Annotated in this window: 22 protein-coding genes and 1 riboswitch; of the genes, 12 read left to right on the top strand and 10 right to left on the bottom strand. The window is 63.3% G+C overall.

What is annotated here, in order from left to right:
• Window positions 1-14: 14 nt before the first annotated feature.
• Together orn and BLS08_RS04285 are read right to left on the bottom strand one after the other, a co-directional pair.
• Window positions 15-557 carry an oligoribonuclease gene (gene orn / locus BLS08_RS04290; protein ID WP_017678658.1) on the bottom strand — a complete coding sequence of 181 codons (543 nt, stop codon included), beginning with the start codon at window positions 555-557 and terminating at the stop codon, window positions 15-17.
• Between the two features lie 29 nt (window positions 558-586).
• Complete coding sequence (locus tag BLS08_RS04285; RefSeq protein ID WP_055984230.1) at window positions 587-1,381, bottom strand: class I SAM-dependent methyltransferase; 795 nt, start codon at window positions 1,379-1,381, stop codon at window positions 587-589.
• An 87-nt stretch (window positions 1,382-1,468) separates the two neighbouring features.
• Between BLS08_RS04285 and rsgA the strand changes: the two genes are divergently transcribed.
• Complete coding sequence (rsgA, locus tag BLS08_RS04280; protein ID WP_055984232.1) at window positions 1,469-2,500, top strand: small ribosomal subunit biogenesis GTPase RsgA; 1,032 nt, start codon at window positions 1,469-1,471, stop codon at window positions 2,498-2,500.
• On the opposite strand, the gene motB is transcribed toward rsgA, so the two are convergent.
• A complete protein-coding gene (gene motB / locus BLS08_RS04275; RefSeq protein ID WP_017678655.1) occupies window positions 2,494-3,489 on the bottom strand; it encodes a flagellar motor protein MotB in 996 nt (331 codons plus the stop codon). The two genes, rsgA and motB, sit on opposite strands and share 7 nt — an antisense overlap.
• 3 nt (window positions 3,490-3,492) lie before the next feature.
• On the bottom strand, window positions 3,493-4,344 hold the full coding sequence (gene motA / locus BLS08_RS04270) for a flagellar motor stator protein MotA (RefSeq protein WP_021487864.1): 852 nt from the start codon (window positions 4,342-4,344) through the stop codon (window positions 3,493-3,495).
• Between the two features lie 119 nt (window positions 4,345-4,463).
• On the opposite strand from motA, the gene BLS08_RS04265 reads away from it, so the two are divergent.
• The 5 genes from BLS08_RS04265 to BLS08_RS04245 all read left to right on the top strand — a co-directional run bounded on the left by BLS08_RS04265 (window position 4,464) and on the right by BLS08_RS04245 (window position 11,886).
• Window positions 4,464-5,987 carry an HDOD domain-containing protein gene (locus BLS08_RS04265; protein WP_090336076.1) on the top strand — a complete coding sequence of 508 codons (1,524 nt, stop codon included), beginning with the start codon at window positions 4,464-4,466 and terminating at the stop codon, window positions 5,985-5,987.
• A gap of 50 nt (window positions 5,988-6,037) precedes the next feature.
• Window positions 6,038-6,853, top strand: coding sequence for a rhodanese-like domain-containing protein (locus BLS08_RS04260; protein WP_045733941.1), 816 nt, complete (start codon window positions 6,038-6,040; stop codon window positions 6,851-6,853).
• A 70-nt stretch (window positions 6,854-6,923) separates the two neighbouring features.
• On the top strand, window positions 6,924-7,784 hold the full coding sequence (gene asd / locus BLS08_RS04255; RefSeq protein WP_017678651.1) for an archaetidylserine decarboxylase: 861 nt from the start codon (window positions 6,924-6,926) through the stop codon (window positions 7,782-7,784).
• A gap of 167 nt (window positions 7,785-7,951) precedes the next feature.
• Complete coding sequence (locus BLS08_RS04250; protein ID WP_017678650.1) at window positions 7,952-9,754, top strand: hypothetical protein; 1,803 nt, start codon at window positions 7,952-7,954, stop codon at window positions 9,752-9,754.
• Window positions 9,755-9,816: 62 nt separating this feature from the next.
• Window positions 9,817-11,886 carry an EAL domain-containing protein gene (locus BLS08_RS04245; protein WP_090336074.1) on the top strand — a complete coding sequence of 690 codons (2,070 nt, stop codon included), beginning with the start codon at window positions 9,817-9,819 and terminating at the stop codon, window positions 11,884-11,886.
• 63 nt (window positions 11,887-11,949) lie between these two features.
• On the opposite strand, the gene serB is transcribed toward BLS08_RS04245, so the two are convergent.
• On the bottom strand, window positions 11,950-13,164 hold the full coding sequence (serB, locus tag BLS08_RS04240; RefSeq protein ID WP_090336072.1) for a phosphoserine phosphatase SerB: 1,215 nt from the start codon (window positions 13,162-13,164) through the stop codon (window positions 11,950-11,952).
• A gap of 174 nt (window positions 13,165-13,338) precedes the next feature.
• Here serB and BLS08_RS04235 point away from each other — a divergent pair, with 174 nt between their 5' ends.
• On the top strand, window positions 13,339-14,871 hold the full coding sequence (locus BLS08_RS04235; RefSeq protein ID WP_090336070.1) for an AhpA/YtjB family protein: 1,533 nt from the start codon (window positions 13,339-13,341) through the stop codon (window positions 14,869-14,871).
• A gap of 65 nt (window positions 14,872-14,936) precedes the next feature.
• On the opposite strand, the gene BLS08_RS04230 is transcribed toward BLS08_RS04235, so the two are convergent.
• From BLS08_RS04230 to BLS08_RS04215, 4 genes are all read right to left on the bottom strand, one after another.
• Complete coding sequence (locus tag BLS08_RS04230; protein ID WP_090336068.1) at window positions 14,937-15,845, bottom strand: metal ABC transporter ATPase; 909 nt, start codon at window positions 15,843-15,845, stop codon at window positions 14,937-14,939.
• A 145-nt stretch (window positions 15,846-15,990) separates the two neighbouring features.
• Window positions 15,991-16,800: an aldo/keto reductase gene (locus tag BLS08_RS04225; RefSeq protein WP_090336066.1), complete on the bottom strand. Its 810-nt coding sequence runs from the start codon at window positions 16,798-16,800 to the stop codon at window positions 15,991-15,993.
• Complete coding sequence (locus tag BLS08_RS04220; RefSeq protein ID WP_090336064.1) at window positions 16,797-17,972, bottom strand: NAD(P)/FAD-dependent oxidoreductase; 1,176 nt, start codon at window positions 17,970-17,972, stop codon at window positions 16,797-16,799. Before BLS08_RS04220 ends, BLS08_RS04225 begins: the two co-directional genes overlap by 4 nt.
• A 63-nt stretch (window positions 17,973-18,035) precedes the next feature.
• The gene (locus BLS08_RS04215; protein ID WP_021487855.1) at window positions 18,036-18,368 is read right to left on the bottom strand and encodes a DMT family transporter; all 333 of its coding nucleotides are present in this window, start codon (window positions 18,366-18,368) and stop codon (window positions 18,036-18,038) included.
• An 89-nt stretch (window positions 18,369-18,457) separates the two neighbouring features.
• On the opposite strand from BLS08_RS04215, the gene BLS08_RS04210 reads away from it, so the two are divergent.
• Together BLS08_RS04210 and waaA are read left to right on the top strand one after the other, a co-directional pair.
• Entirely contained in the window at window positions 18,458-19,345 is an 888-nt protein-coding gene (locus tag BLS08_RS04210) for a LysR family transcriptional regulator (RefSeq protein WP_045733937.1), read from the top strand.
• A 43-nt stretch (window positions 19,346-19,388) separates the two neighbouring features.
• Window positions 19,389-20,654: a lipid IV(A) 3-deoxy-D-manno-octulosonic acid transferase gene (waaA, locus tag BLS08_RS04205; protein ID WP_090336062.1), complete on the top strand. Its 1,266-nt coding sequence runs from the start codon at window positions 19,389-19,391 to the stop codon at window positions 20,652-20,654.
• Between the two features lie 190 nt (window positions 20,655-20,844).
• On the opposite strand, the gene BLS08_RS04200 is transcribed toward waaA, so the two are convergent.
• Window positions 20,845-22,287: a TolC family outer membrane protein gene (locus BLS08_RS04200; protein WP_090336060.1), complete on the bottom strand. Its 1,443-nt coding sequence runs from the start codon at window positions 22,285-22,287 to the stop codon at window positions 20,845-20,847.
• A gap of 223 nt (window positions 22,288-22,510) precedes the next feature.
• Window positions 22,511-22,617: riboswitch (TPP riboswitch) on the top strand.
• A 97-nt stretch (window positions 22,618-22,714) separates the two neighbouring features.
• Between BLS08_RS04200 and thiC the strand changes: the two genes are divergently transcribed.
• The 3 genes from thiC to BLS08_RS04185 all read left to right on the top strand — a co-directional run bounded on the left by thiC (window position 22,715) and on the right by BLS08_RS04185 (window position 25,880).
• A complete protein-coding gene (gene thiC / locus BLS08_RS04195) occupies window positions 22,715-24,598 on the top strand; it encodes a phosphomethylpyrimidine synthase ThiC (protein WP_090336059.1) in 1,884 nt (627 codons plus the stop codon).
• A gap of 239 nt (window positions 24,599-24,837) precedes the next feature.
• Window positions 24,838-25,437 (top strand): NUDIX domain-containing protein, encoded by a 600-nt coding sequence (locus BLS08_RS04190; RefSeq protein WP_021487850.1) that lies wholly within the window; start codon window positions 24,838-24,840, stop codon window positions 25,435-25,437.
• Window positions 25,428-25,880 (top strand): DUF1249 domain-containing protein, encoded by a 453-nt coding sequence (locus tag BLS08_RS04185; RefSeq protein ID WP_021487849.1) that lies wholly within the window; start codon window positions 25,428-25,430, stop codon window positions 25,878-25,880. Before BLS08_RS04190 ends, BLS08_RS04185 begins: the two co-directional genes overlap by 10 nt.
• Window positions 25,881-25,923 lie beyond the last annotated feature (43 nt).

The raw sequence follows: 25,923 nt of genomic DNA, 5'->3' as shown, positions 1-25,923 counted from the left end.
CCGGAGTGGCTCATTTACACCTTGAGGAAATGCTCACGGTAGTGGCGCAGCTCGGCAATGGACTCGCGAATGTCATCCAGCGCCTGGTGGGTGGCGGTTTTCTGAAAGCTGTCCTTGACCGCTGGCGCCCACATGCCAGCGAGGATCTTCAGCGTCGACACGTCCAGGTAGCGGTAGTGGAAGTAGGCTTCCAGGGCCGGCATGTACTTGTAGAGAAAGCGGCGATCCTGGCCGATGCTGTTGCCGCAGATGGGTGACTTGCCCTTGGGCACCCACTGTTCGAGGAAGGCGATGGTCTGTGCTTCGGCCGCCGCCGTGTCGATCTTGCTTTCGCGTACGCGCTGGGTCAGGCCGCTCTGGCCATGGGTGCGGGTGTTCCATTCGTCCATGCCGGCCAGAGCTTCGTCGCTCTGGTGGACGGCGATCACCGGGCCCTCGGCCAACACGTTCAGCTCGCTGTCGGTGACGATGGTGGCCATCTCGATGATCACATCGCGTTCCGGCTCCAGCCCGGTCATTTCCAGGTCGATCCAGATCAGGTTGTTGGGGTTTTGCATGGTTAGGCTCCTTGGCTCAGGCGCCAAGTCTAGCTGATCTCGGCACCCTTCATGTGCCAGAGAAACAGGGACGTTTGCCGCCCCTCGTTGATCTCGAGCTCGCGATCAGCCGGCACGCCCGGAATCTCGAAGGTGTTGCTGATCAGCCAGCTATGGGCGTGCATCTCGACTTGCGCCTTGGCCCACAGACGCGGCATCGGCACGGGCGAGAGAAAGCAGTAGACGACATCGAAGTCGCCGAGCTCGACCTGCCACAGACTCCGATAACGAATGCTGCAGTTCTCCTGCAGCAGGCAGCGTAGCCAGGCGAAAACGAAGAGCAGCGGCGCCGTCTCGACACCGACGAACTGCCCGCGCGGAAACCGTCTGGCCAGCTGTAGCACCGTGCCAGCAGTACCACAGCCCAGGTCGACGAAGCGCAGCGGCGGCTCGCGTTCGCTCAAGCACTGCTGCAGACGCTGCTGCGCCTTGCGCCCACTCAGGTAGAGCGGCACCTGTTCGCGCAGACTGTTCCAGTTGACCAGTAGCAGCAGGACGAAACCCAGCAGGAACAACCAGGCCGGTAAATCGGCGCGCTGCATCACCAGCAGCGCGGGCAGAAACGCCAGATTGATCCACAACCACCAGCGTGACAGACCCAGGCGCCAGCCGATCCCGGCGGCCACAACACCTTGCAGCAGCGCCACCGAAAACAACGACATGCGCCAGGGCAGCAACGCCAGCAGATAGACCAGCACCACCACCAGCGCCAAGGCCAGACCTTGCGCCAAAAGAGCGCGCAATAACGGTAGCCGCAGCACCGTTCGTTCCTCGCCTGCCGTCATTCCCGACCTCTGTTCCTGACAGCCGAATGGCCGCCGAGCGCTCATGCTAAACTCGCCGCGATCAACACTCCACTATCCGGATGCTCCATGGCCAAACGCCAACTCAACCGCCGCCAGAACTGGCGGATCGAAAAGATTCAAGGCGAGCGCGCCGCCCGCGCCGCCAAGCGTGAATCACGGGCAATGGAAGCACTGGAAGGCGGTGACCTCGGCCCGGAACAGACCGGACTGGTAATCGCCCATTTCGGCGTACAGGTGGAAATCGAAGGTTTGCAGGGCGAGATGGCCGGCCAGGTGTTTCGCTGCCACCTGCGCGCCAACCTGCCGGCACTGGTCACTGGTGACCAGGTAGTCTGGCGCCCCGGCAATCAGGGTGACGGCGTCATCGTCGCGCAACTGCCGAGAAACAGCGAACTGTGCCGCCCCGACATCCGCGGCCAACTCAAGCCGGTGGCGGCCAACGTCGACCAGATCGTCATCGTCTTCGCGCCGCTGCCCGAGCCGCACGCCAACCTGATCGACCGTTATCTGGTTGCCGCCGAGCACGCGGGCATTCGCCCGCTGTTGCTGCTGAACAAGGCCGATCTGATCGATGAGCAGAACCAGGTAGCGCTGGACGCGCTGCTCAAGGTCTATCGTGAGCTCGAGTACCCGCTGCTGGAAGTCTCGGCCCATCAGGGCGATGGCATGGAGCAGCTGAAACATCGCCTGAACGGAAACGTCAGCGTATTCGTCGGCCAATCTGGCGTAGGCAAATCATCCTTGGTCAACAGCCTGCTGCCCGGTGTAGATACGCGTGTCGGCGCGCTGTCGGAGTTGACCGGCAAGGGGACGCACACCACCACCACCGCACGGCTTTTCCACTTTCCCGGTGGCGGTCAACTGATCGACTCCCCAGGCATTCGCGAATTCGGCCTCGGCCATGTCAGCCGCGATGACGTGGAAGCGGGCTTCATCGAATTCCACGACCTGCTCGGGCGCTGCCGCTTCCGTGACTGCAAGCATGATCGCGAACCCGGGTGTGCGCTTTTGCAGGCCCTGGAAGACGGCCGCGTGCAGCCGCAGCGCATGGCCAGCTACCGGCACATCATCGCCAGCCTGCCGGAAGACGATTACTGATTATTAAGTTGATCGAACTGCAAGGCGCCTTCTTCGAAGATATTCAGGCGCTGCTGCAGTTGCTCTGGCGCTAGCGGTTCACTCGCCGCATCCGCCGGAGCCTCGCCTGGCGCGGGCGCAGTGCCTTCCTCGACGCCTTGTTCGCCCTCGATGGCGCGCTGCGCCTTCTTGGTCAGCACGACGATATCGATGCGCCGATTGACCGGGTTGAACGGATCCTCACGATCGAACAGCGCCGACGAGGCATAGCCGACCACCCGCGCCACCTGCTCGTCCGGGTACCCGCCCGCCACCAATGTGCGCCTCGCGGCGTTGGCACGGTTGGATGACAGCTCCCAGTTGCCGAAATCGCCGCGCCCTACGAACGGTTTGGCATCAGTGTGACCGCTGATGCTGATCTTGTTCGGCACCGCGCGAATGGTGTCGGCCATGGCCAGCAGGATGTCTTCGAAATAGGGCTGAAGGTTGGCACTGCCGAGGGCGAACATCGGTCGATTCTCGGCGTCCATGATCTGGATGCGCAGGCCATCCTGGGTGATTTCGAACAGTATCTGGTCCTTGAAACGCTGCAGCTCGGGATTCTCTTCGACCTTGTTCTGCAGCTCCTGCAACAGCAGTTCCAGACGCTCCTGCTCCATCTTTTCAGCCAGGGTTTCGATCTGATCGGTGCTGACGCCGGACTCATCCGGTTGACTCTCCGGCGTCTCGGAGATGTCAGGATTAAGGGTGCGCTCGGGCGCTGGCGTAGGCGTGCCGCCCAGGTCGATGGCGTATGGACTGGCACTCTCGGTGAAACCGATCGGGTCCTGGAAATAGCCGGAAATGGCTTTCTTCTGTTCCGGAGTGGCCGATGTCATCAGCCACATGACCAGGAAGAACGCCATCATGGCGGTTGCGAAGTCGGCAAAAGCGATCTTCCAGGCACCGCCATGGTGTCCGCCAGCGGTCTTCTTGACCCGCTTGACGATGATAGGTTGGTTATTTTCCATGGCTTAGCTGCCGCGCATGGCCTGTTCGAGCTCGCTGAAGCTCGGACGATGCGCCGGATACAACACCTTGCGCCCGAACTCTACGGCCAGGGTCGGCGGCATGCCCGAGGCAGACGCGACCAGGGTCGCCTTGATCGCTTCGTAAAGGTTCAGCTCTTCCTTGGCGTCATGCTCCAGCGCGTTCGACAGTGGGCCGAAAAAACCGTAGGAAGCGAGAATGCCGAGGAAGGTACCGACCAGAGCAGTACCCACCTTCTCACCGATCTGCGCGTTGTCCGCTTCTGCCAGGATCGACATGGTGATCACGATGCCCAGCACGGCCGCGACGATACCCATGGCCGGCATGCCGTCGGCGACCTTGGCCACGGCGTGCGCCGGGTGCTCAACTTCCTCCTTGAGGCTGGCCAGTTCCATGTCGAACAGGCCTTCGAGTTCGTGCGGCGCCATGTTGCCGGAAGACATGATGCGCAGGTAATCGCAGATGAACGCAGTCATCCGCGCATCCTTGAGCACACCGGGATACTTGCTGAAGATCGGACTGGCGTTGGGATCTTCGACGTCTGCCTCGATGGCCATCATGCCCTCGCGGCGACTCTTGTTGAGGATCTCGTACAGCAGTTTGAGCACTTCGAGGTAATAAGCGTGGGTAAAGCGACTGCCAAACATGCTCAGCGATTTCTTGAAAACCTGCATGAACATGCTGCCGGGGTTGGCCTGGAGGAATGCACCCAGCGCCGCGCCGCCAATAATCAGAACCTCGAAGGGGTGGACCAATGCCATGAACTTCCCGCCCGAGAGTATGAACCCGCCGAGCACACAGCCAAAGACGACAATGATGCCTAAGATTTTTACCATGGAGTAAACGCTTGTAGTGCCTAGTGGACGGGTTATTAAAAACAACCCTTCTAATTATCGGAGCTTATACGCCAGACTATAGCCAGTTATGGTCAAAAGCCAGTTCGACTCGAGCCAATATGCCGACGTCAAAGTCTCTGCCACGCACTCTGGACGCCTGGGTACAACATCTGGGCAAGTTGCCACTGCCTATCGAGCAGCAGCAGCATTTGCGCCTGCGTCGCATCCTGGGAGACAGTCGCCGGACCTGGCGCGAAATTGCCGAGGCGATAGAGTCCAGCCCCTCTTTCGCCCTGCAGGTACTGCGCGAGGCAAACCAATCGAGCAACAGCCTCAGCGATCCAGCCGAGAGCGTCGAAACTGCGCTGTCGCGCCTGGGCCTGAGCCGCTGCGAAGCCCTGCTCAGCCAGGCGCCTGCCCTGCCAGAAAGTGACATCCCTCTAGCATTCAAGCAGATTTTGCTGATCAGTCAGCATGCCAGCCAACAGGCTCGTGGCCTGTTCGGTGCTCGCCTGGCGCGTCTGTGGAATGAACTGCACGGCTGCAGCCTGCTGTTTCTCTCACCCATCTGGCCATTGCTGTGCGCCCATCCGCAGCTGTTCGAGGCCTGGGAGCAACGCGTGCTGCTCAAGGGCGAACGGCCCGCTGCTGTCGAGAAAGAGCTGCTCGGCGTCACCTTGATCCAGCTGTGCGTCAAACTGGCCGAGCGCTGGCGACTGCCAGAATGGATCGTGCGCGGCTACCGCCTGCTCGAGCGTGATCGTCGCCAACTGGTCCGGGCGCTGCACATCGCTCGCGACAACGAGCATCCGCTGCATCAACAGCAGATGCTCGACGCCGACATCCCCCTGCGCCACTGGCTCACCCATCCGAGCAACTGCGTGCTGCTGGCCAACGGCTTAGCAGTATCCGCCCACCACGCCTGGGATACCGCGCACAGCCTACGCTGGCAACGCCTTACCGGACTTTACCTGCAGATTCCTCTGAATGAGCTGCAACAGGAAGTGCACCAGCACGCCGTGAGCAGCGCACGCCTGATTCACGATCACGCACTCTGGCACCCGGCCCAGGCACTGATCTGGCCGTGGGACGCCCATCGCCTGAAGCCAGCCGTCAGCGCCGCAGCGCCACCCAAGCGCGATGACCTTGCCATCTGGCGCCAGCACTGTGCACGCCTGCTCGCCGAACCCAGCACCTTTGCCAACGTGCCGCAGCTGACTGCCTGCGCCCGCGACGCCTTGCAGGCCTGCGGCCTGAAGCGCGTGCTGCTGCTTCTTGCTGATCGCCAGCACACCCGCCTGCTAACCCAGCAACAGGCGGGGCTCAATGCCAGCGCGGCCACCCTCAGCCTCGACCCGGCACAAAGTCAGGTATTGAAACGCCTGCTCAGCGCGCCAGGACAACTGCGCCTGACGCCCAGCAACGTGGCGCAGTTTTCGGCACTGCTGCCGGGCAACCTCAAGGCCCTGTTTCCCAGCGAGCATCTGCTGCTGCGCTCTGTGGCCAATAACGGTCGGGTGGTGATGCTGGTCGTGGCCGACCAGGGCGGCCAACCGCTCAATGACGTCTGCCTGCAGGCGTTCGGCAAGACCGTGCAGTGCATCGAGCGCGCGCTGGGCAGCTTTTCCAGGCGCGGGCGCTGAAGCGCTCTGTTTCCGCTACAATCGACCTCTTTTCATTCAAGGAGGCCGTCATGTCCGCCTTCGACAACTTGCCACTGGTGATCGAGCCAGCCCAACTGGCCAAACGCCTGGATGCAGCCGACCTGATCCTGCTCGATCTGAGCAGCGCAGCGCGCTACGCCGCCGGCCACATCCCAGGTGCGCGCTGGGTGGATGCCAAGCGCACGCAACTGGGCCTGCCGCCCGCCCCCGGCCTGCTACCCGAGCGAGCGCAGCTCGAAGCGCTGTTCGCCGATATCGGTCATCACGCGAATGCCGTTTATGTGGTCTACGACGATGAGGGCGGCCCCTGGGCCGGTCGCTTCATCTGGCTGCTCGACGTGATCGGTCATCAGCGTTACCACTTCCTCAATGGAGGTCTGCAGGCCTGGATCAGCGATGGCCTCGAGCTGAGCCAGGAGGAGCCCGCAGTAACCCGCACCGAGGTATCACTGACGCTGAGCGATGCCCCCACCGCCACCCGCGAGTACCTGCAGTCGCGCCTGGATGCCGCCGACCTGGCCATCTGGGACGTGCGCGGCGCAGACGAATACCGCGGCGAAAAACTGAGTTCAGCGCGTGGCGGGCATATCCCCGGCGCCACCCATTTCGAGTGGACCGCCGGCATGGACCTGCAACGCGGTATGCGCATTCGCACGGATATCGCCGAAGTCCTGCAAGGTCTGGGCATCACGCCCGACAAGGAAGTGATCACTCACTGCCAGACTCACCGTCGCTCTGGCTTCAGCTACGTGGTGGCCAAGGCACTCGGCTATCCACGCGTGAAGGCCTATGCCGGCTCCTGGTCCGAGTGGGGCAACCTGCCCGACACGCCCATCGAACGCTGAGTCCGTCGACCATTCAGTTGCACCCGGCCTGGCCACGCCAGTGTCGGTTCAGAACCTTCAAGGAAACACGATGAAACAACGTCTTTTTATCCTCAGCCAGTACCTGCTGCCTCATCACCTGCTGTCGCGCCTGATCGGCTGCATTGCCGAATGCCGTATTGGCTGGCTGAAGAATCCGCTGATCTCGTGGTTCGCCAAGCAGTACCAGGTCAACATGAGCGAAGCGCAAGTCGAGGACCTGCGTGCTTACGAACATTTCAACGCGTTCTTCACCCGCGCCCTGAAAGACGGCGCGCGCCCGCTGGACGAAACCCTCGGCGCCATTCTCAGCCCGGCCGACGGGGCGATCAGCCAACTCGGCGCCATCGAGCACGGCCGCATCTTCCAGGCCAAGGGCCACAGTTTCAGCGCTGTCGAACTCCTCGGTGGCGACGCCGAACGCGCAGCGCCGTTCATGGGTGGCCAGTTCGCCACCGTGTACCTCTCACCGAAGGATTACCACCGCGTCCATATGCCGCTGGGCGGCACGCTGAAAGAGATGGTCTACGTGCCGGGCCGCCTGTTCTCGGTCAACCAGACCACCGCAGAAAACGTGCCGGAACTGTTTGCCCGCAACGAGCGCGTGGTCTGCCTGTTCGACACCGAACGCGGGCCGATGGCCGTGGTACTGGTGGGCGCGATGATCGTGGCCAGCGTGGAAACCGTATGGGCTGGCCTGGTCACGCCCCCCAAGCGCGAGCTGAAGAGCACACGCTATGACGCGCAGGCACGCGGGCCGATAGAACTGGCCAAGGGCGCAGAAATGGGCCGCTTCAAACTGGGCTCTACTGCCATCGTCCTGTTCGGCCCGAATCAGGTGCAATGGGCTCAAGAGCTGGGCGCCGGCAGCGCGGTGCGCATGGGCCAACTGATGGGCACCGCTCAGGACTGAACCGTTGAGAAAAGGAACCCGCATCTCGACCGTTCGGTCATAGATCCGTACTCTGGCGAGGCAGGCCGTCCGCGCGGATGGGCTGCCAGCACAGGCAGATACTGCTAGAGTTCGCAAGACTATTACTAGAGCCGCTTGGTATTGCGTGGCCGGAGTATCCGAGTTTGATGGATAGACAGAGTACCCACCTTCAACTGTTGCGCGTTCCCACGCCGAGCAAGCAGAGCCTCAGTTTCTGCGACGGCAGCCCCCGTGATCTGAAACGCTGGATCGCAGGCCTGCCCAAGGCGAACATCGGTGAAACTGCACGTCAGTTGTATCAGAGCCTGGTGGAACTCAATCAATTCCTCACCCCTTCGGAAAATCGTCTGCAGTTGCTCGAGTTGCTGCGCCCGGAAGTCAGCTTCGTCTGCCAACACTTGGAGCGTCACTTTCTCAACCAGGCCATCGTTCTCGACGAGCGCCCGCGCAAGGTGGCCAACCTGTGCCAGGCGCTGCAGAACCACCTGGCTGTCGGCTACAAGCTGATCATTTCCCGCGTGATCGCCCGCAGCGGCAAGGATCGCGACCAGCTGCTCGCCGTCTCCCTGCAGCGCGCCAGCCACAGCCTGTGCAGCCCGCTGATCCGTGCCAGTCAGCTCTACTGCCCGGTTCCGGAAGGGCTCTGGCTGGAGCTGCACCAGCTCTATCAGATTGCCTGCGAGCAGCGCCTGCAGCGCCAGGTCATTCGCGACCCGCTGGCACGCCATACTCAGGGCCTGAGCACCGAGCAGACCTACGTGACCGCACTGCTACTCGGCTGCGCGCGCACCAACCAGATGCGCCAGAACGGCATCGCCCGCCTGGCGGAAGCACTGGAGCCCTGGAGCGCGCAGGTCAAGCTGCAGCCAGGCGACCATGCCGACAGCCTGTTCGTACTGGCGCCGCAGATCGACGGCCCGCCACGCTACAAGTCCTTGTACCAGAGCAGCGAATTGCACAACCTGCTGGGCATCGATACGCAACCGCTGGTCGATGCCATCAAGGAGTATCTGGAACTCCCGGAAGAAGAGCGCAGCAAATCGCGCCTGATGATTCCGGAAGGCATCACCCTCGATCTGCTGCAGCATGTTGCCGCAGCCTGGGGCGACATCGCCGAGCGCACCTTCCAGCGCACGCCGGGGCAAGGCAGCCTGACCCTGTGCATCGGTATGACCGCGCTGCATTTCTTCCTCTCCGGATGCTGCTCGTTCGCTGAAGTACTCAAACGTCCGGTCGAGCTGGGCGCTGCGGTATTCAAGCCTTCCACGGGCGAGCCTGATGTCTGGTCCAACGCCTTCGATGCCCAGCGCAATGCGGCTGACGAAATCCACTTCGAAGAGATTCAGTACACCAAGGTAACCCCCGGTGAACAGGCGCAGCCTGAGAACAACGGCGAGAGTTACCCGACCTTCCCCCTGCCCATCGTCAATCACAGCCCAGGTGGCTATTGCCTGTCCTGGCCCAAGGACGTCCCCAGCCAGCTGCAGGCCGGTGAACTGCTGGGCGTACAAGACAACCCCAGTCAGGGCTGGAGCGTGGCCATCGTGCGCTGGATTCGCCAGGTGCGCGGCGGCGGCACGCAGATGGGTATCGAGCTGATCGCGCCGCACGCACGCCCCTGCGGCCTGCAACTGCTACGCAAAGCCGAGCAGAACAGCCAGTACCTGCGCGCCCTGCTGCTACCGGAAATCAGCGCCATTTCTCGTCCCGCCAGCCTGATCACCCCACGCCTGCCATTCCAGGAGGGCAGCAAGGTCCTGATCAACGACCACGGCGAAGAACACCGCGCGCTGCTGACCCGCAGACAGGTCAGCACCGGCAGCTTCAGCCAGTTCGAGTATCGCCGCGTAGGCGAAGAGGAAGGTGCGCCCGGGACACCGGTCACAGCCTCGCAAAGCCAGAAGCCTGCGGGGGAGGAAGATTTTGACTCGCTCTGGAAGTCGCTGTAGGCTCCGGCGAACTCACCATTTGTCGCCTTTTCGCGTCCGTTCGGCGCGGTAATGACCCCTCTATGGCCATCGAAAAAAAAACCATCCGCCTGCTGATTCTCGAAGATTCGCAGAACGAAGCAGAGCGCCTAGTCAGTCTGTTCCGCAACGCCGGGCATGCCACTCGTGTGCATCGTCTGACCTCCAGCGAAGACCTGGCAGAGACACTGCAACAGACCTGGGACCTGCTGATCTGCGCAGCGAGCAGCGAGCATCTCGATCCTGGCGAGGCGATCAGTGCCATCCGCCGTCAGGCCAAGGACATCCCCGTCATCCAGCTGGTCGAGGAGAATGACTCCGAGATCATCACCGAAGCCCTGTTGTTCGGCGCGCAAGACGCCCTGCCGCAAGGCGAGGACGAGCGCCTGGTGCTGGTGGCCAAGCGCGAGCTGGCCAACCTCGAGGAACGTCGCGCCCGCCGTGCCGCCGAAGTGGCCTTGCGCGAAGCGGAGAAGCGCTGCCAGCTGCTGCTGGAAAGCTCGGTAGACGCCATCACCTATGTCCACGACGGCATGCACATCTACGCCAACCGCGCGTACCTGGAGCTGTTCCGCTACGAAGATGGCGAAGAGCTCGAAGGCATGCCGATGATCGACCTGATCGCCAGCGCCGATCACGCTGCGTTCAAGGATTTCCTGAAGAACTACCAGAGCGCCGAAGGCAATGCCGAGCTCAATTGCCAGGGCGTACGCGCCGATGGCAGCAGCTTCGCCGCGCAAATGACCTTCTCCCCTGCCACCTATGATGGCGAACCGTGCATTCAGGTGGTGATCCGCGCGGAAACCTCCAATGCCGAACTGGAAGAAAAACTGCGCGAGATCAGCAGCCAGGATCTGGTCACCGGCCTGTTCAACCGCAACCACTTCCTCGAGCTGATGGACAACGCCGCCGAGCGCGCCGTCAACACCGGTCAACCCTCGACCCTGGCGTACATCCGTGTCGACCGCTATGCCAGCATGCAGGGCGAGATCGGCCTGGCCGGCATCGACCTGCTGCTGACCGACCTGGCCGGCCTGCTGCGCGCACATTTCCCGGCGGATACCCAACTGGCCCGCTTCGGTGACGACGTGTTCGCCGCCCTGCTCCCGGGCCAGACGCCCGAGCAGTGCCAAGCCAGCCTGGCGCCCCTGCTGAAGAAGGTCGAAGCCCACCTGTTCGACGTCAGCGGCCGCACCGCGCAGACCACGCTGTCGGTTGGCGTTGCCGGCCTTAGCGAGAAAACCGCCAAGGCGCAGGAAGTCCTTGATCGCGCGCACCGCTGCGCCGACGAGCTCAGTGACGGCAATGCCATCAAAGTGTTCAACCCGGCCGATGAACTCGCCGCAGCAGCCAACCGCGGCAGCCTGCTGGCGATGGTGCAGCAGGCACTGGAGAACAACAGCTTCCGACTGCTGTTCCAGCCGATCATCAGCCTGCGTGGCGATGCTCACGAACACTACGAAGTGCTACTGCGCCTTCTCAATCCGCAGGGCGCAGAGGTGCCGCCAATGGAATTCCTCGCCGCCGCCAAGGATGCCGGCCTCGGCGAGAAGATCGACCGCTGGGTAATCCTCAACTCGATCAAGCTACTGGCCGATCACCGCTCCAGAGGCCATAACACCCGTCTGTTCGTACACCTGTCCAGCGCCAGCCTGCAGGACCAGACGCTGCTGCCCTGGCTCAGCGTGGCACTCAAAGCCGCGCGCCTGCCGTCGGACTCGCTGGTGTTCCAGTTCAGCGAACCGGACGCCATCGCCTACCTGAAACAGGCCAAGGCGCTGACCCAGGGCCTGGCGGAACTGCATTGCAAGGTGGCCTTGAGCCAGTTCGGCTGCGCGCTGAACCCATTCAACACGCTCAAGCACCTGCAAGTGGACTTCGTCAAAGTCGATGGCTCGTTCTCCCAGGACCTGAGCAATGCAGAGAACCAGGAAGCGCTGAAAACCTTGCTCAGCAGCCTGCATGCCCAGGCCAAGCTGACCATCGTGCCCTTCGTCGAAAGTGCCAGCGTACTGGCCACGCTGTGGCAGGCCGGGGTCAACTTCATTCAAGGCTACTACTTGCAGGGCCCGAGCCAGTCGATGGACTACGACTTCTCGGCTGGCGACGAATAAATCCCACGGACGAAAAAGCCGCCTGAACAGGCGGCTTTTTTATATCCGACGCAACACCGGGGCTTATTCCTGCCCCTCACGGTCGCGAAAGCCGAGCAGATAAAGAACGCCGTCCAGCCCCAGGGTGGAGATTGCCTGCTTGGCCGATTGCTTGACCAGCGGCTTGGCGCGGAAGGCCACGCCGAGACCGGCCAGCCCGAGCATCGGCAGGTCGTTGGCGCCATCGCCGACGGCGATGGTCTGCTCCAGCTGCAAGCCTTCCTTCTGCGCCAGCTCACGCAACAGATCGGCCTTGCGCTGCGCGTCGACGATGGGCTCGACGGCCACGCCGGTGACCTTGCCGTTCTCGATCTGCAGCTCATTGGCGAACACGTAGTCGATGCCCAGCTTGGCCTGCAGCTGCTTGGCAAAGTAGGTGAAGCCGCCGGAGAGAATCGCGGTCTTGTAGCCCAGGCGCTTGAGTTCGGCGAACAGCACCTCGGCGCCTTCGGTCAAACGCAGGGACGCCCCGATCTCTTCCAGCACGTCTTCCGACAGGCCCTGCAGCAAGCCCAGACGCTCCTTGAAGCTGGCGCGGAAATCCAGCTCGCCACGCATCGCGCGCTCGGTGATCTCGGCCACCTGCTCGCCAACACCGACAGCCTTGGCCAGCTCGTCGATCACCTCGGCCTCGATCAGCGTCGAATCCATGTCGAACACCGCCAGGCGGCGGTTACGGCGGAACACCGAGTCGCGCTGGAAGGCGATATCGACGTTGAGCTCCTGCGCCACACTGAGGAACTCGGCGCGCAACGCCGCCGGGTCGGCCGGTTCGCCGCGCACGGAAAACTCGATGCAGCCCTTGCCCTGTTCGGCCGGCATATCCAGCGGCATGCGCCCGGAAAGGCGGTCGATGTGATCGATGTTCAGACCGTACTTGGCGGTGATCGCGCTGACGCGCTGCAACTGCTCGGCGCTGACCTTGCGCGTCAACAGCGTCACGATATGGCGGGCCTTGCCCTGGCCACCGACCCACTGGCGATAGTCGTCTTCGGAGACCGGGGTGAAACGTACCTGCTGATCGAGCTCATAAGCGGTGAACAGCAGGTCCTTGAGCACCGACTGGGAGCGGCCGTTGTCAGGAATCTCGATGAGGATGCCGAACGACAGGGTGTCGTGGATTACCGCCTGGCCGATATCGAGGATGTTCACCCCGCCCTGAGCCAGCACGCCGGTAATAGCTGCGGTAAGTCCGGGGCGATCCTCGCCGGTGATATTGATCAGGACGATTTCGCGCAAGACGCACCCTCCAAGGCAAACGATTGAGGCAGGCAAGCGGCGAATTGGCCACTGACCGACGAAAAGGCGCACATTCTACCCAGTTTCCCGCCAATCCGGGCAGCCATGCGCTTTGCCCGCCCCAGGGCGCTCGCTATACTGCGCGGCAACTTCAGTCGACAAGAGCCGTGCTCTGTGAACCGGCCCGCGCCCGTCAAACCCGATAACTTCTTCATCCTGATCTTCCACGCGCTGCGTCAGCGGCGGGTGCCTCTGGTGCTGCGCATCGCCAGCCACAGCCTGCTGCTGGTGGCCTTGGCGATGGTCATCTATGCATGGGTCATGGGCATGCAGTTCAAGCAGGCCATGCAGCAGCAGGCCGATGCACTGGGTCAGGCGCTGATCACCCAGACGGCGGCCTCGGCCACCGAACTGCTGGTGTCCAACGACATCCTCAGCCTCAACGTGCTGCTGAACAACCTGGCGAAGAACCCGCTGGTGGCCCATGCGGCCATCTACAGCGTGGACAGTCGCATCCTCGCCGAAGCCGGCGCGCGCCCGACACGCAGCGTGCTGGGTGAAACCGAAGGTTTGTACTCCACCTCCATCACCTTCCAGGAAGTGATGGCCGGGCAGTTGCGCATCAGCCTGGACATGAGCCAGTTCCAGCAACCGATGACCATCAGCCTGCAGAGCATGGGTATTCTCAGCCTGATTCTGCTAGCCCTGACCCTGTCGCTGAGCATGCGCCTCGGCCGGCATATTTCCACCCCACTGCTGCAGATGCGCCTGTGGTTGCGCGACCCGGACGACCCTGCGCCAGGCGCCGGACGCAACGACGAGATCGGTGACCTGGCGCGTCAGCTGCAGGCGCGCCTGGTTCCGGAAAAACCGGAGCCCGAGCCGGAACTGGATGACGAACAGCTGCTTGATGACAGCGAAGACTATCTGCACGAAGAAGACGACGAGCGCTTCGACGAGCAGGAGGAGATCGCGGCCGAGCATGCTGCCTTAGATGAAGCGGACATCAGCGATGAGTATGGCGATGACGAGCCGCTCAAGCCCTGGCCTGACACGATAGAGCCGGATGACCCATTTGCCGACCTGCGTGACGAGTCCGAGGCGCCTGCACCGGTCGCCAAGGCTCCGCGCCCATCGCAGGCCAGCGCCGTACTGGCCATTCAACTCGGCGCCCAGGAGCAGCTGCGCCGTCTGCCGCGCACGCGCCTGCTGGACCTGCTGGATCGTTATCGGGGTTGCCTGGAACAGGCTGCTGCGCTCTATCAGGGTCAACTTCATACACTCAAGGACGGCAGCAGCCTGATGCTGTTCCACGAGCGCGAGTGCAGCGAGGATTACCTGACCCACGCGATCTGCTGTGGCGAGCTGATGCGCGCTCTCGGCCATGCCCTGCAGATCGAGGTCGCCGACAGCGGCATCACCCTGCAACTGCAGCTCGGCCTGACCCTGGGCAGTGATCTGGAAGAGCTGGGTCAAGCCGACCTGCTGCTCAGCGACAGCGCCCTGGACGCCCTGGCCTTGTCGCAACACAGCCGCAATCTGCTGCTGGTCGAGCAACGCGTCGCGCAGGATGCCCTGGCCCGCCAGCGCGCCCGCATCCGCCCAATTGCCAGCCCGGAAGGGGCCAGCTGCGTGGAGCGCCTGCTCGATCCTTATCCCGCCCTGCTGGAGCGGCAACTGACGCGCATGCGCGACAGCCGAGTGTGAAAACGGCGCAGCCCATGTAGGGCGGCTGCAACCCGCCAGACGGCCAACGGCGGGTTACACCCGCCCTACGCGCTGGCCAATGCGCGCCGCTGCGGGGGTTTCACACCGTAGCGCTGCAGCCAGTCTTTCCAGCGAATCCGCTCGTCCCGCACCAGCCAGCCATCCTGTTCGGCAAAGCTCTCCGACAACCATACCCCTCGGGTGCTGGCAGGCAGCAGCTCGCCCTTGCGCAGAGTGAACAGCCCACCGCTGGGCACGCCGCGCTGCAATGCCAGCAGATAGATATCCGGCCGGCGACGCTCCAGACGCGCCACCAGGCGGCCGTCTTCCAAGCATTCATCGACGTGGAACAGACTCAGCTGACGGGCATCACGTGGCAGCTCCAGGCTCAGGTCATACACCAGCTGCAAGGATGCGGTAGGCAGATGCACGTAGGCGCGCGGGCGCTCGAGCAAGGTCAGGTTGCCGCACTGCACGGGCCGCGCGGCGCCGGACAGCGGGCTGAGGCGAAAGTGACTCGACTCGCGATAACGCAGCGCGCCCTGATAGGGCGTGGGCAACCAGGTATCGGCGAAACGCCCGCTCAGCCAGCCATCGGCGCTTTCCAGCAGGCACTCCTCGGCGACTTCCTGAATGGCGGTGAGCAGCGGCAGATTCAACTCGTGCGCCGGTACATAGCCGGAAATCAGCTTGAGCACGGTATCGCCACGATCCGGCCGCCGCTGACGCACTAGCAACCAGTAATCACGGCCATGCAGGCGCAGGGTCAGACGCACCGAGACGCCGAGGTTGGCCAGCTCGACGGAAAACCGCGAGCTGTCCGCCACCTCGACCGGGCGGCGGCGTTCGAGCATCTGCTGGAAATTCAGCGGCTGCCCGAGGCTCTGGTAGCTCAGGCCATCAGGGCCGGCTTCGACGAACAGCGGCAGGGTCTTGAAGTTACTCGGGTCCTTGCGGATCAGCGTACGCGGCATCTCGACTCCTTGTTCCGGCTGGGCGTGAGGCGGCTCGGCAGCCAGCGCTCACGCGAGGGTCAGGTTGAAGCAAAAACCGCTCAAGGCTGCCCCAAGCCGACCACCCAGTACAACCCAAGGCTGTAAGAGGACGTGACCGGGGACCTCAGCGGATGCCCTGTAAAACCGCCGCCACAGTCGCGACATTGGCCGCCAGGTGCGCGGGCGTGATGGTGCCGACGATGGCGCTGCTGACGCCCGGATGCGCGAAGATCAGCTCGAAGCTGGCGCGCACCGGGTCGACACCATCGGCCAGGCAGGCATGCCCGCTGGCCAGCGCCTTCTTGATCAGGATGCCCTTGGCGTGACTGGCAGCGTAGTCCAATACCGGCTTCTCGCCCTGCTCACTCAGGTTATAGGTGACCATGGCGCAGTCGCCTTGTTCCAGCGCCAGCAGCCCGCCCTCGACGGTCTTGCCGGAAACCCCGTAGGCAAGGATCTTACCCTCACGCTTGAGCTCGGCCAGCGTCTCGTACACCCCTGTTTCACGCAGCACGGCAAGATCGTTGCCGTCGGAGTGCACCAGCAGCAGATCGATACGGTCGGTCTCCAGGCGCTTGAGGCTGCGCTCGACCGAGAGGCGAGTATGCGCGGGGGAGAAATCGAAGTGCGATCGGCCCTGCTCGAACTCCTCACCGGTCTTGCTGACGATCACCCACTCATCACGCTGGCCACGCAGCAGCGGGCCGAGGCGCTGCTCGCTGATGCCGTAGGCCGGCGCGGTATCGATCAGGTTGATGCCCAGCTCGCGGGCCTGCTGCAACAAGGCCAGTGCCTGTGCATCGTCGGGAATGGTGAAGCCGTTGGGGTACTTGACGCCCTGGTCGCGGCCCAGCTTGACCGTGCCCAGACCCAGCGGCGAAACCTGAAAGCCAGTGGAGCCCAGCGGACGATGCAGCTCGTGCAATGTACTCATGGCAGTAACGCGTCCCACACCGGTTGCCCCAAGGCTGGGCGCGGCAATTCGGGCAATGGCATATCAGCGGACGGCTGCAGATTATCGCGCTGCAGCGTGGCCAGTACGCGATCAGCGAAATCCGGCGCCAGCGCCAGCTTGGTCGGCCAGCCCACCAGCAGGCGCTGTTGCTCGGCGAGAAAGGCATTGTCCGGACGCACCAGGCCCGACTGCGCGGGCTCGGCGCGATCCACACGTAATGTGGCCCAGCGAGTCTGACTCTGGTCGACCCAGGGCAGCAGCGAGGCCATCTCCTTTTTCGCGGCCTCAATCTGCGCCGCCTCGTCGCGGGCGACGCCATCGGCTTCGGCCAGATCGCCGCCGAGGTACCAGACCCATTGGCCATCGGCCGCCGGATGGGTGGTGACGGTGACCCGAGGCTTCGGCCCGCCACCAAGGCAATGGGCGTACAACGGTTTCAGCGCCGGCCCCTTGGCCAGCACCATATGCAGCGGGCGCAACTGCTGCGCGGGCTGCTCGACGCCCAGGGCGGCGAGCAGATCGGCATTGCCGGCACCGGCACTGAGCACCACACGCTGCGCACGAATCTCGCGACCATCGACGATCAGCCCGCACAGCTCAGCGTTTCCCTGCAGCGGTTCGATACGCTCGGCGGCCAGCAGGCTGTCACCCGCCAGCTCGGCCAGGCGTGCGATCAGGCTCGGCACATCGAGCACCAGCTCGGCGAGGCGATAGACCTTGCCCTTGAACTTCGGATGCTGCAGCGCCGGCGGCAATTGCTCGCCCTTGACCTGATCGACGCGGCCGCGAACGGCCTTGCTGGCGAAGAAGCTGGTGAGGTTGCCGGCCAGGGTGCCGGGCGACCACAGGTAATGCGCGTCGGAAAGAATGCGCACACCGGACAGATCCAGCTCGCCGTTACCGGCCAGCGCCTCGCGCCAGCGGCGCGGCATGTCGGCGATGGCCTCGGAGGCACCGGTCAGCGCGCCATGCAGGGCGTATTTGGCGCCACCATGGATGATGCCCTGCGACTTCAGGCTCTGCCCGCCGCCCAGGCTGCCGCGCTCCACCAGAACGGTGGCGAAACCCTGCTGACGCAGGCGCGCATTGAGCCAGAGGCCGGCGATACCGCCGCCGACGATCAGGACATCGGTGCTGAGAGACTGGGACATGAACGGGCCTCGGCGAAAAACAGGCGCGCAGTATAACCCGCCAGCTCCCTCACCCGCGGCCCATCAGTGCCCGGTCGATTGCGAGAACAGCTGAATCACCACCACGCCACTGACGATCAGCCCCATGCCGAGCACGGCCGGCAGATCGAGCTTTTGCTGGTAGATGAACATCGCCGCGATGCTGACGAGAACGATGCCCAACCCCGCCCAGATGGCGTAGGCGATGCCCACCGGGATGGTGCGCACCACCAGAATCAGCATCCAGAAAGCGATCGCGTAACCGCCGATCACCAGCAGCAGCGGCAAGGGTTTGTTGAAGCCGTCGATAGCCTTCATCGAGGTGGTGGCAACCACTTCGGCCGCGATGGCAATGGCGAGATAGAGATATCCGGGCATGATGGCGACTCCTGAAAGATGAGCGCAATTCTAAGTTCTTCCATGATGGGATAAAGTCATTACCTATCTGTATTTGAGATAGGTCAGCCATGAACTGGAATCTCGATCAACTGCAACTATTCGTCCGTACCGCCGAGAGCCGATCCTTTTCTGCTGCAGCTCGGCAGACCGGACGCGCGCAATCGGCGGTCAGCACCGCCATCGCCCTGCTCGAAAGCGATCTCGGCGTCACCCTCTTCGAACGCAGCAGCGGTCGCCAGCCAGAGCTGACCGAGGCAGGCGCGGCGCTGCTGGAGCAGGCCCGCAGCGTGTTGCAGCAGTGCGAGCGCCTCGATGGTCGCGCGCTGGGCCTGGCACGTGGCGAGGAGGCGCGCCTGCGTCTGGCGCAGGACGAGGCCATGCCTTACCAGCCGGTGCTGGCCAGCCTGGAAGCCCTGGCGGCTGCCTTTCCCCTGCTTGAAGTGCAGCTTTCCAGCGGCGCCCAGGGCGACGTGGCGCGCAAGCTGCTGCAGCATCAGGCCGATCTTGGCCTGCTGTTTCATCACGAACAGATGCCACGCGCGCTGGAAAGCCAGCGCCTGGGCACCATCGAGATGGTCACGGTGTGCAGCCCGCACCACCCGCTGGCCGAACTCGACAGCGTGGAACGTCGCGACCTGGCCGAACATCGCCAACTGCTGATGACGCCGCAGGACAGCCAATACCCCGGCGGCGAGCAGATCAGTCCGCTGGTATGGCGCGCCGACAGCTTCTACGTGATGGCCGAGCTGGTGATACGTGGCGTTGGCTGGGCCTGGCTACCCCGCCATGTAGCGCAGTACCCGACCTACCAGGGTCACCTGCAGGAACTGCGCAGCGACTGGGCGCCACTACCACTGGTAGTGGAGCTGGTCTGCCGTCGCGACGGCGCGCTCGGTCCTGCTGCCAACTGGCTGGCCGACTGCCTGGCGCGTGAACTGCTGCGCCCGCAGGCATGATCACGCTTCCAGAGGATGACCGGCGGCGATAAGCTGCGCCCCCATGAACAGACTCCTCTACACCCTGCTGCTGCACCTGGCCCTGCCCCTGATTGCCCTGCGTCTGGCCCTGCGCGCACGCAAGGCGCCGGCTTATGCCCGGCGTATCAATGAACGCTTCTCCCTCGGCCTGCCGGCAATGAAACCTGGCGGCATCTGGGTACACGCGGTATCGGTCGGGGAAAGCATTGCCGCCGCGCCGATGATTCGCGCATTTCAGGCACGCTATCCCGAACTGCCGATCACCGTGACCTGCATGACACCGACCGGCTCCGAGCGCATCCAGGCGCTGTTCGGTGAAAGCGTGCAGCACTGCTACCTGCCCTATGACCTGCCCTGGGCTGCCGCGCGTTTTCTCGATCGCGTACAACCACGTCTAGCCGTGGTGATGGAAACCGAGCTGTGGCCGAACCACATCCATCAGTGCGCCAAGCGCAACATTCCCGTAGCCCTGGCCAATGCGCGCCTTTCCGAGCGCTCGGCACGCGGCTATGCGCGCTTTGGCAAACTCACCGCACCAATGCTCGGCGAACTGTCGCTGATCGCCGTGCAGACCCAGACCGAGGCGCAGCGTTTTCTCGATCTCGGCGCTCGCCCTGGCTGCGTGGAAGTCACCGGTTCGATCAAATTCGACCTGAAGATCGACGCCGAACTGCTGCAACGCGCAGATGCGTTGCGCCAGCAATGGCAGGCAACGACTCGACCTGTCTGGATCGCTGCCAGCACCCATGCCGGCGAAGACGAGATCGTCCTCGCCGCCCATCGCCAGTTGCTGGAGACGCGACCGGATGCACTGCTGATTCTGGTGCCACGTCACCCCGAACGCTTCAACTCGGTCCATGAACTGTGCATCAGTGAAAGGCTGACCACTCGCCGCCGCTCCACGGCTGAAGCCGTGCAAACCAGCGACCAGGTGCTGCTCGGCGACACCATGGGTGAGCTGCTGTTTCTCTACGCGCTGGCGGATATCGCCTTCGTCGGCGGCAGCCTGGTGGCCAATGGCGGCCATAACCTGCTGGAGCCGGCAGCACTGGGCAAGCCGGTGCTGAGCGGCCCGCATCTGTTCAACTTCCTGGAAATCGCCGCACAGTTGCGTGAAGCCGGCGCCATGAGCGAAGTGGAAAACGCCATGCAGTTGGCGGACAAGGTTGCGGCGCTGCTGAACGAACCGAGCGAGATGCTGCGCATGAGCCAGGCCGGCCTTAGCGTGCTCAAGGCCAACCAGGGCGCGCTGGAGCGCTTGCTGGAGGGCTTGCAGCGTCTTCTGTAGCCCGGATGCAATCCGGGACAAGCATCACGCAGGCAATTCCCCGAATTGCATCCGGGCTACGACTGATTTAGCTCGGCTCAAACACGGGTAGCGCACCGCCAACCAGATCGGTGCACGCAGCGCGCTACGTGGTACATCGCCGAAATGAAAAGCCCGACGCGAGTCGGGCTTTCTGTTTGCTGCGAACGCCTCAGAAATCCTGATTGTTCTGCAGGCGATCTTCGGCGGCAGAGGCCAGATCTGGCGGCAGGAAGTCCTTGTCCGGGTTGTAGTCCGGCTTGAGGAAACTGCCCAGCGCTTCCAGGTCAGCTGGGCTGAGGGTGCCGGCCGCCTGCTTCAGGCGCAGGTTGTTGAGGATGTAGTCGTAGCGCGCGTCGTTGTAGTTGCGCACGGCGCTGTACAGCTGACGCTGGGCGTCGAGCACGTCGACGATGTTGCGGGTACCTACCTGATAGCCGATCTCGGTGGCCTCCAGCGCGCTCTGGTTGGAGATGATCGACTGGCGACGCGCCTGCACGGTTTCCACGTCGGTGTTTACCGCGCGGAACAGGTTGCGGGTGTTCTGCACCACCTGGCGACGCAGGCTCTCGCGCAGTTGCTCGGTCTGGCCCAGGCGCTGATAAGCCTCACGCACCTGCGAGCTGGTCAGACCGCCGCTGTACAGCGGGATGTTCAATTGCAGACCGATGGAACGCTGCGACACGTCACCGCTGTAACGCGGCGCACCAAAGGAGCCGGAATTGGTGAACCCCAGGCTGTCGTTATCACCCTGCTGATAGCTGGCCACGGCATCCAGGGTCGGCGCATGACCGGCCTTGCGCTGGCGCAGGTTCTCTTCGGCAGCCGTCACAGCGTAAAGGCTGGCCTGCAGGTTGAGATTCTGCGCCGCGGCGGTGTCGACCCAGGCCTTGGCATCATTCGGCGTCGGCGCCAGCACCGGCAGGGTGTGGACGATCCCCTCGACGGCCAGATAATCGCGGTTGGTCAGGGTCACAAGGGCTTCGAAGGCGTCATCCACTGCGCGCTCGGCGAGCAGGCGATTGGCGCGGGCGGTGTCGAAACCGGCCTGGGCCTCGAGCACATCGGTCTTGTCGGACAGACCGACATCGAAACGCTCGTTGGCCTGGTCCAGCTGACGCTTGAATGCCGCCTCTTCGGCCTTGGTCGAAGCCAGGGTGTCCTGCGCACGCAGCACGGCGAAGTAGGTTTCGGCACTCTGCAGAATCAAATTCTGCTCAGTGGCAGACAACTCCAGCGAAGCCTGCTCGCTGGTGGCCTCGGCAGCCTGCAACTGGAACCAGCGGTCGGCACGGAACAGCGGCTGACTGAGGTTGGCCTGATAGACCAGGCCACTGCGCGAGAGGGTCACGCTGGGCGAATCGACCTCGGTACGCGTGTCGCCGTAATTGGCACCAGCGGACAGGTTGGGCAGCAACCCTGCACGCGCCTGCGGTACGACTTCGCGGCGCGCCTGATAATCGGCGCGCGCGGCGGCGATATCGGCATTGTTCTTCGCCGCTTCCTGATACACGGTGACCAGGTCGGTCTTGCTCGACAGCGAGGCCTCTTCGGCCTGAACCAGAGCCACCGAAGCGGCGGCCACGGCGATTGCCAGGGATAGTCTGCGCAACATGATGGATGTCGATCCTTGAATAGGCGGTAATCGGCAAGGCTACGGGTCGCCACAGTCGGGGGTCAAGCGCGCCATGGACGGCATCAGTCTAGCTGGCGGCAAGCTATGTTGCTCGTCGGGAACAATCCGCCACCAGTAGCGCGAGCAGTCGCTTTCCGACGCACGGGTCGATATTTATTGACCGCCGAGTTGGTTTTCTCCCACCAGCTTGTTTAGACTGCCCGAGTTCTTGTCGGGGTGCCCCAAATGCGGGGCTGAGATTGGCAGCTGCCGGATCCCGTTGAACCTGATCAGGTTAAGGCCTGCGTAGGGAACAAGATGTCCTCGCCAGCGTACCGGCGAGTCCTCTCGGCACCGCCCACGGTGTATCTCGCGCCCTTCGTCCGCTCAGGTTCCAACTCCGACATCTATCCCGGAGAGAGCCTTGATGAGCACACAACAACAAAAGAACCTGAGCGAAAGCGCCCAGGTCGACCAGCAGTCGGTACAACCCTTCCCCCGTTCGCAGAAAGTCTACGTACAAGGCACACGAGCGGACATCCGCGTGCCGATGCGCGAGATCAGCCTGGACGTGACGCCGACCGACTTCGGTGGCGAGATCAACGCCCCGGTCACCGTCTACGACACCTCCGGCCCCTACACCGACCCGAACGTCAGCATCGACGTGCGCAAGGGCCTGGCCGACGTGCGCAGCGCCTGGATCGAAGACCGCGGTGACACCGAGAAACTGCCGGGCCTGTCCTCCGAGTTCGGCCAGCGCCGCCTGAACGATGCCGAGCTGACCAAGATGCGCTTCGCCCACGTGCGCAACCCGCGCCGAGCCAAGGCTGGGCACAACGTCAGCCAGATGCATTACGCCAAGCAGGGCATCATCACGCCCGAGATGGAATACGTCGCCATCCGCGAAAACATGAAGCTGGCCGAGGCGCGTGAAGCCGGTCTGCTCAACGAACAGCACGCAGGGCACAGCTTCGGCGCTGCCATCCCGAAAGAGATCACCCCCGAGTTCGTGCGCAGCGAAGTGGCTCGTGGCCGCGCCATCATTCCGGCCAACATCAACCACGTGGAGCTGGAGCCGATGATCATCGGCCGCAACTTCCTGGTGAAGATCAACGGCAATATCGGCAACTCGGCGCTCGGCTCGTCCATCGAAGAAGAAGTGGCCAAGCTGACCTGGGGCATCCGCTGGGGTTCGGACACGGTGATGGACCTGTCCACCGGCAAGCACATCCACGAAACCCGCGAGTGGATCATCCGCAACTCGCCGGTACCAATCGGCACCGTGCCGATCTATCAGGCGCTGGAAAAAGTCGGCGGCATTGCCGAAGACCTGACCTGGGAGCTGTTCCGCGACACCCTGATCGAACAGGCCGAACAGGGCGTGGACTACTTCACCATCCACGCCGGCGTACTGCTGCGCTATGTGCCAATGACTGCCAAGCGCGTTACCGGCATCGTTTCGCGCGGCGGCTCGATCATGGCCAAGTGGTGCCTGGCGCACCATAAAGAGAACTTCCTCTACACCCATTTCGAAGACATATGCGAAATCATGAAGGCCTACGATGTCAGCTTCTCGCTGGGCGATGGCCTGCGTCCGGGCTCGATTGCCGACGCCAACGACGAAGCGCAGTTCGGTGAACTGGAAACCCTCGGCGAACTGACCAAGATCGCCTGGAAGCACGATGTGCAGTGCATGATCGAAGGCCCTGGCCACGTGCCGATGCAACTGATCAAGGAGAATATGGACAAGCAGCTGGAATGCTGCGACGAGGCTCCGTTCTATACCCTCGGCCCGCTGACCACCGACATCGCACCGGGCTACGACCACATCACCAGCGGCATCGGCGCAGCGATGATCGGCTGGTTCGGCTGCGCCATGCTCTGCTACGTCACGCCCAAGGAGCACCTGGGCCTGCCGAACAAGGATGACGTGAAGACCGGCATCATCACTTACAAGATCGCCGCGCATGCCGCCGACCTGGCCAAGGGTCATCCGGGCGCGCAGATCCGTGACAATGCCCTGAGCAAGGCGCGCTTCGAGTTCCGCTGGGAAGACCAGTTCAACCTCGGCCTGGATCCTGACACCGCCCGCGCCTTCCACGACGAGACGCTGCCGAAGGATTCGGCCAAGGTGGCACACTTCTGCTCCATGTGCGGGCCGAAGTTCTGCTCGATGAAGATCACCCAGGAAGTGCGCGAGTACGCCAAGGAGCAGCGCATCGACGCCGTCGATCTGGATGCCGAGCAAGGCATGCAGGCCAAGGCCGAGGAATTCAAGGCGCAAGGCAGCCAACTCTACCAACGCGTGTAGCAGGCAGTCATGGAAGCTTGATCTGGCAGCGCTATGCTCGCTAGTGTGACAGGTAACGGGCCGCATCAGGCCGTGTGAAAACGTAGCGTGCGAAGCTCAGGCAAGGCATAGAACGGCGAAAAGCGCAGTTTACGAGTTGTAAATGAGCATTTTGAGCCGTTTTTTAACGCAGCATGAGCGAGCGCAGTAGTTTTCACACAGTCTGAGCTTGGCCCGTTACGACTATCTGGGGAGTTGCCATGGGCAAAGACGACATCGACATCATCGAGCGCGAGAACTGCTTTCGCGGCTTCTACCGCCTCGACCGGATCAAGCTGCGCCATCGCCAGTTCGCCGGCAACATGGGCCCGCAGCTGACCCGCGAGCTGTTCGTGCGTCACGACGCCGTGTGCGTGCTGCCTTACGATCCGCAGCGCGACGAAGTGGTGCTGATCGAGCAGTTTCGCGTCGGTGCCATGGACAAGAGCGCCAACCCCTGGCTGCTGGAGCTGGTCGCAGGTCTGATCGACAAGGACGAGGAGCCCGAGGAGGTCGCGCGTCGCGAAGCCATCGAGGAAGCCGATCTGCCCCTGACGTCGCTGTGGCCGATCACCCAGTACTACCCTTCGCCGGGTGGCTCGGACGAGCGCGTGCATCTGTTCGTTGGTCGCTGCAGCAGTGAGGGTGCCGGCGGTGTGCATGGCCTGCCTGAGGAAGGCGAGGACATCCGGGTACAGGTGATGCCCCTGGAGGATGCCCTGGCCGCTGTGCGCGACGGGCGTATCGACAACGCCGCCAGCATCATCGCCCTGCAATGGCTGGCGCTGAACCGCGACGAAGTGCGGGGGATGTGGTCGTGAATCTGCTACGCGAGCGCTATCGGGTCGACCTGGTCGAGCTGCAAGCGGCTTGCGAGGCCAACTACGCGCGCCTGATGCGCCTGCTGCCGAACATGCGTGAGCACACGGAAAGCCGCCGCGTGGCGCTGAGCCAGGGTGAGCATCTGCTCGGCGTGCTGGCGCTGGACGTGTTGGAAAGTTGCCCCTACACCACCACCCTGTGCGTGCGCCAGGAACACAGCCTGCCCTGGCTACCGGTGCCGCAGCTGGAAGTGCGGGTCTATCACGACGCGCGCATGGCCGAGGTCGTCAGCGCAGAGAACGCACGTCGCCTGCATATTCGCTACCCCTACCCCAACGCGGCGATGCATCAACCGGACGAAAAGAGTCAGCTCAACCTGTTCCTCGGCGAATGGCTGAGCCATTGCCTGGCCTGCGGGCATGAACCGCAGCCGGTGATGTAAGGCGGCGATCAAGCTTTTCGATGCCTGGCCGATAGCGCGGCGT

The organism is Ectopseudomonas chengduensis (genome assembly GCF_900102635.1).
Classification (GTDB): domain Bacteria; phylum Pseudomonadota; class Gammaproteobacteria; order Pseudomonadales; family Pseudomonadaceae; genus Aquipseudomonas; species Aquipseudomonas chengduensis.
Note: the sequence above shows the minus strand (reverse complement) of the source record. Positions and strands in the feature narration are given on the sequence as shown.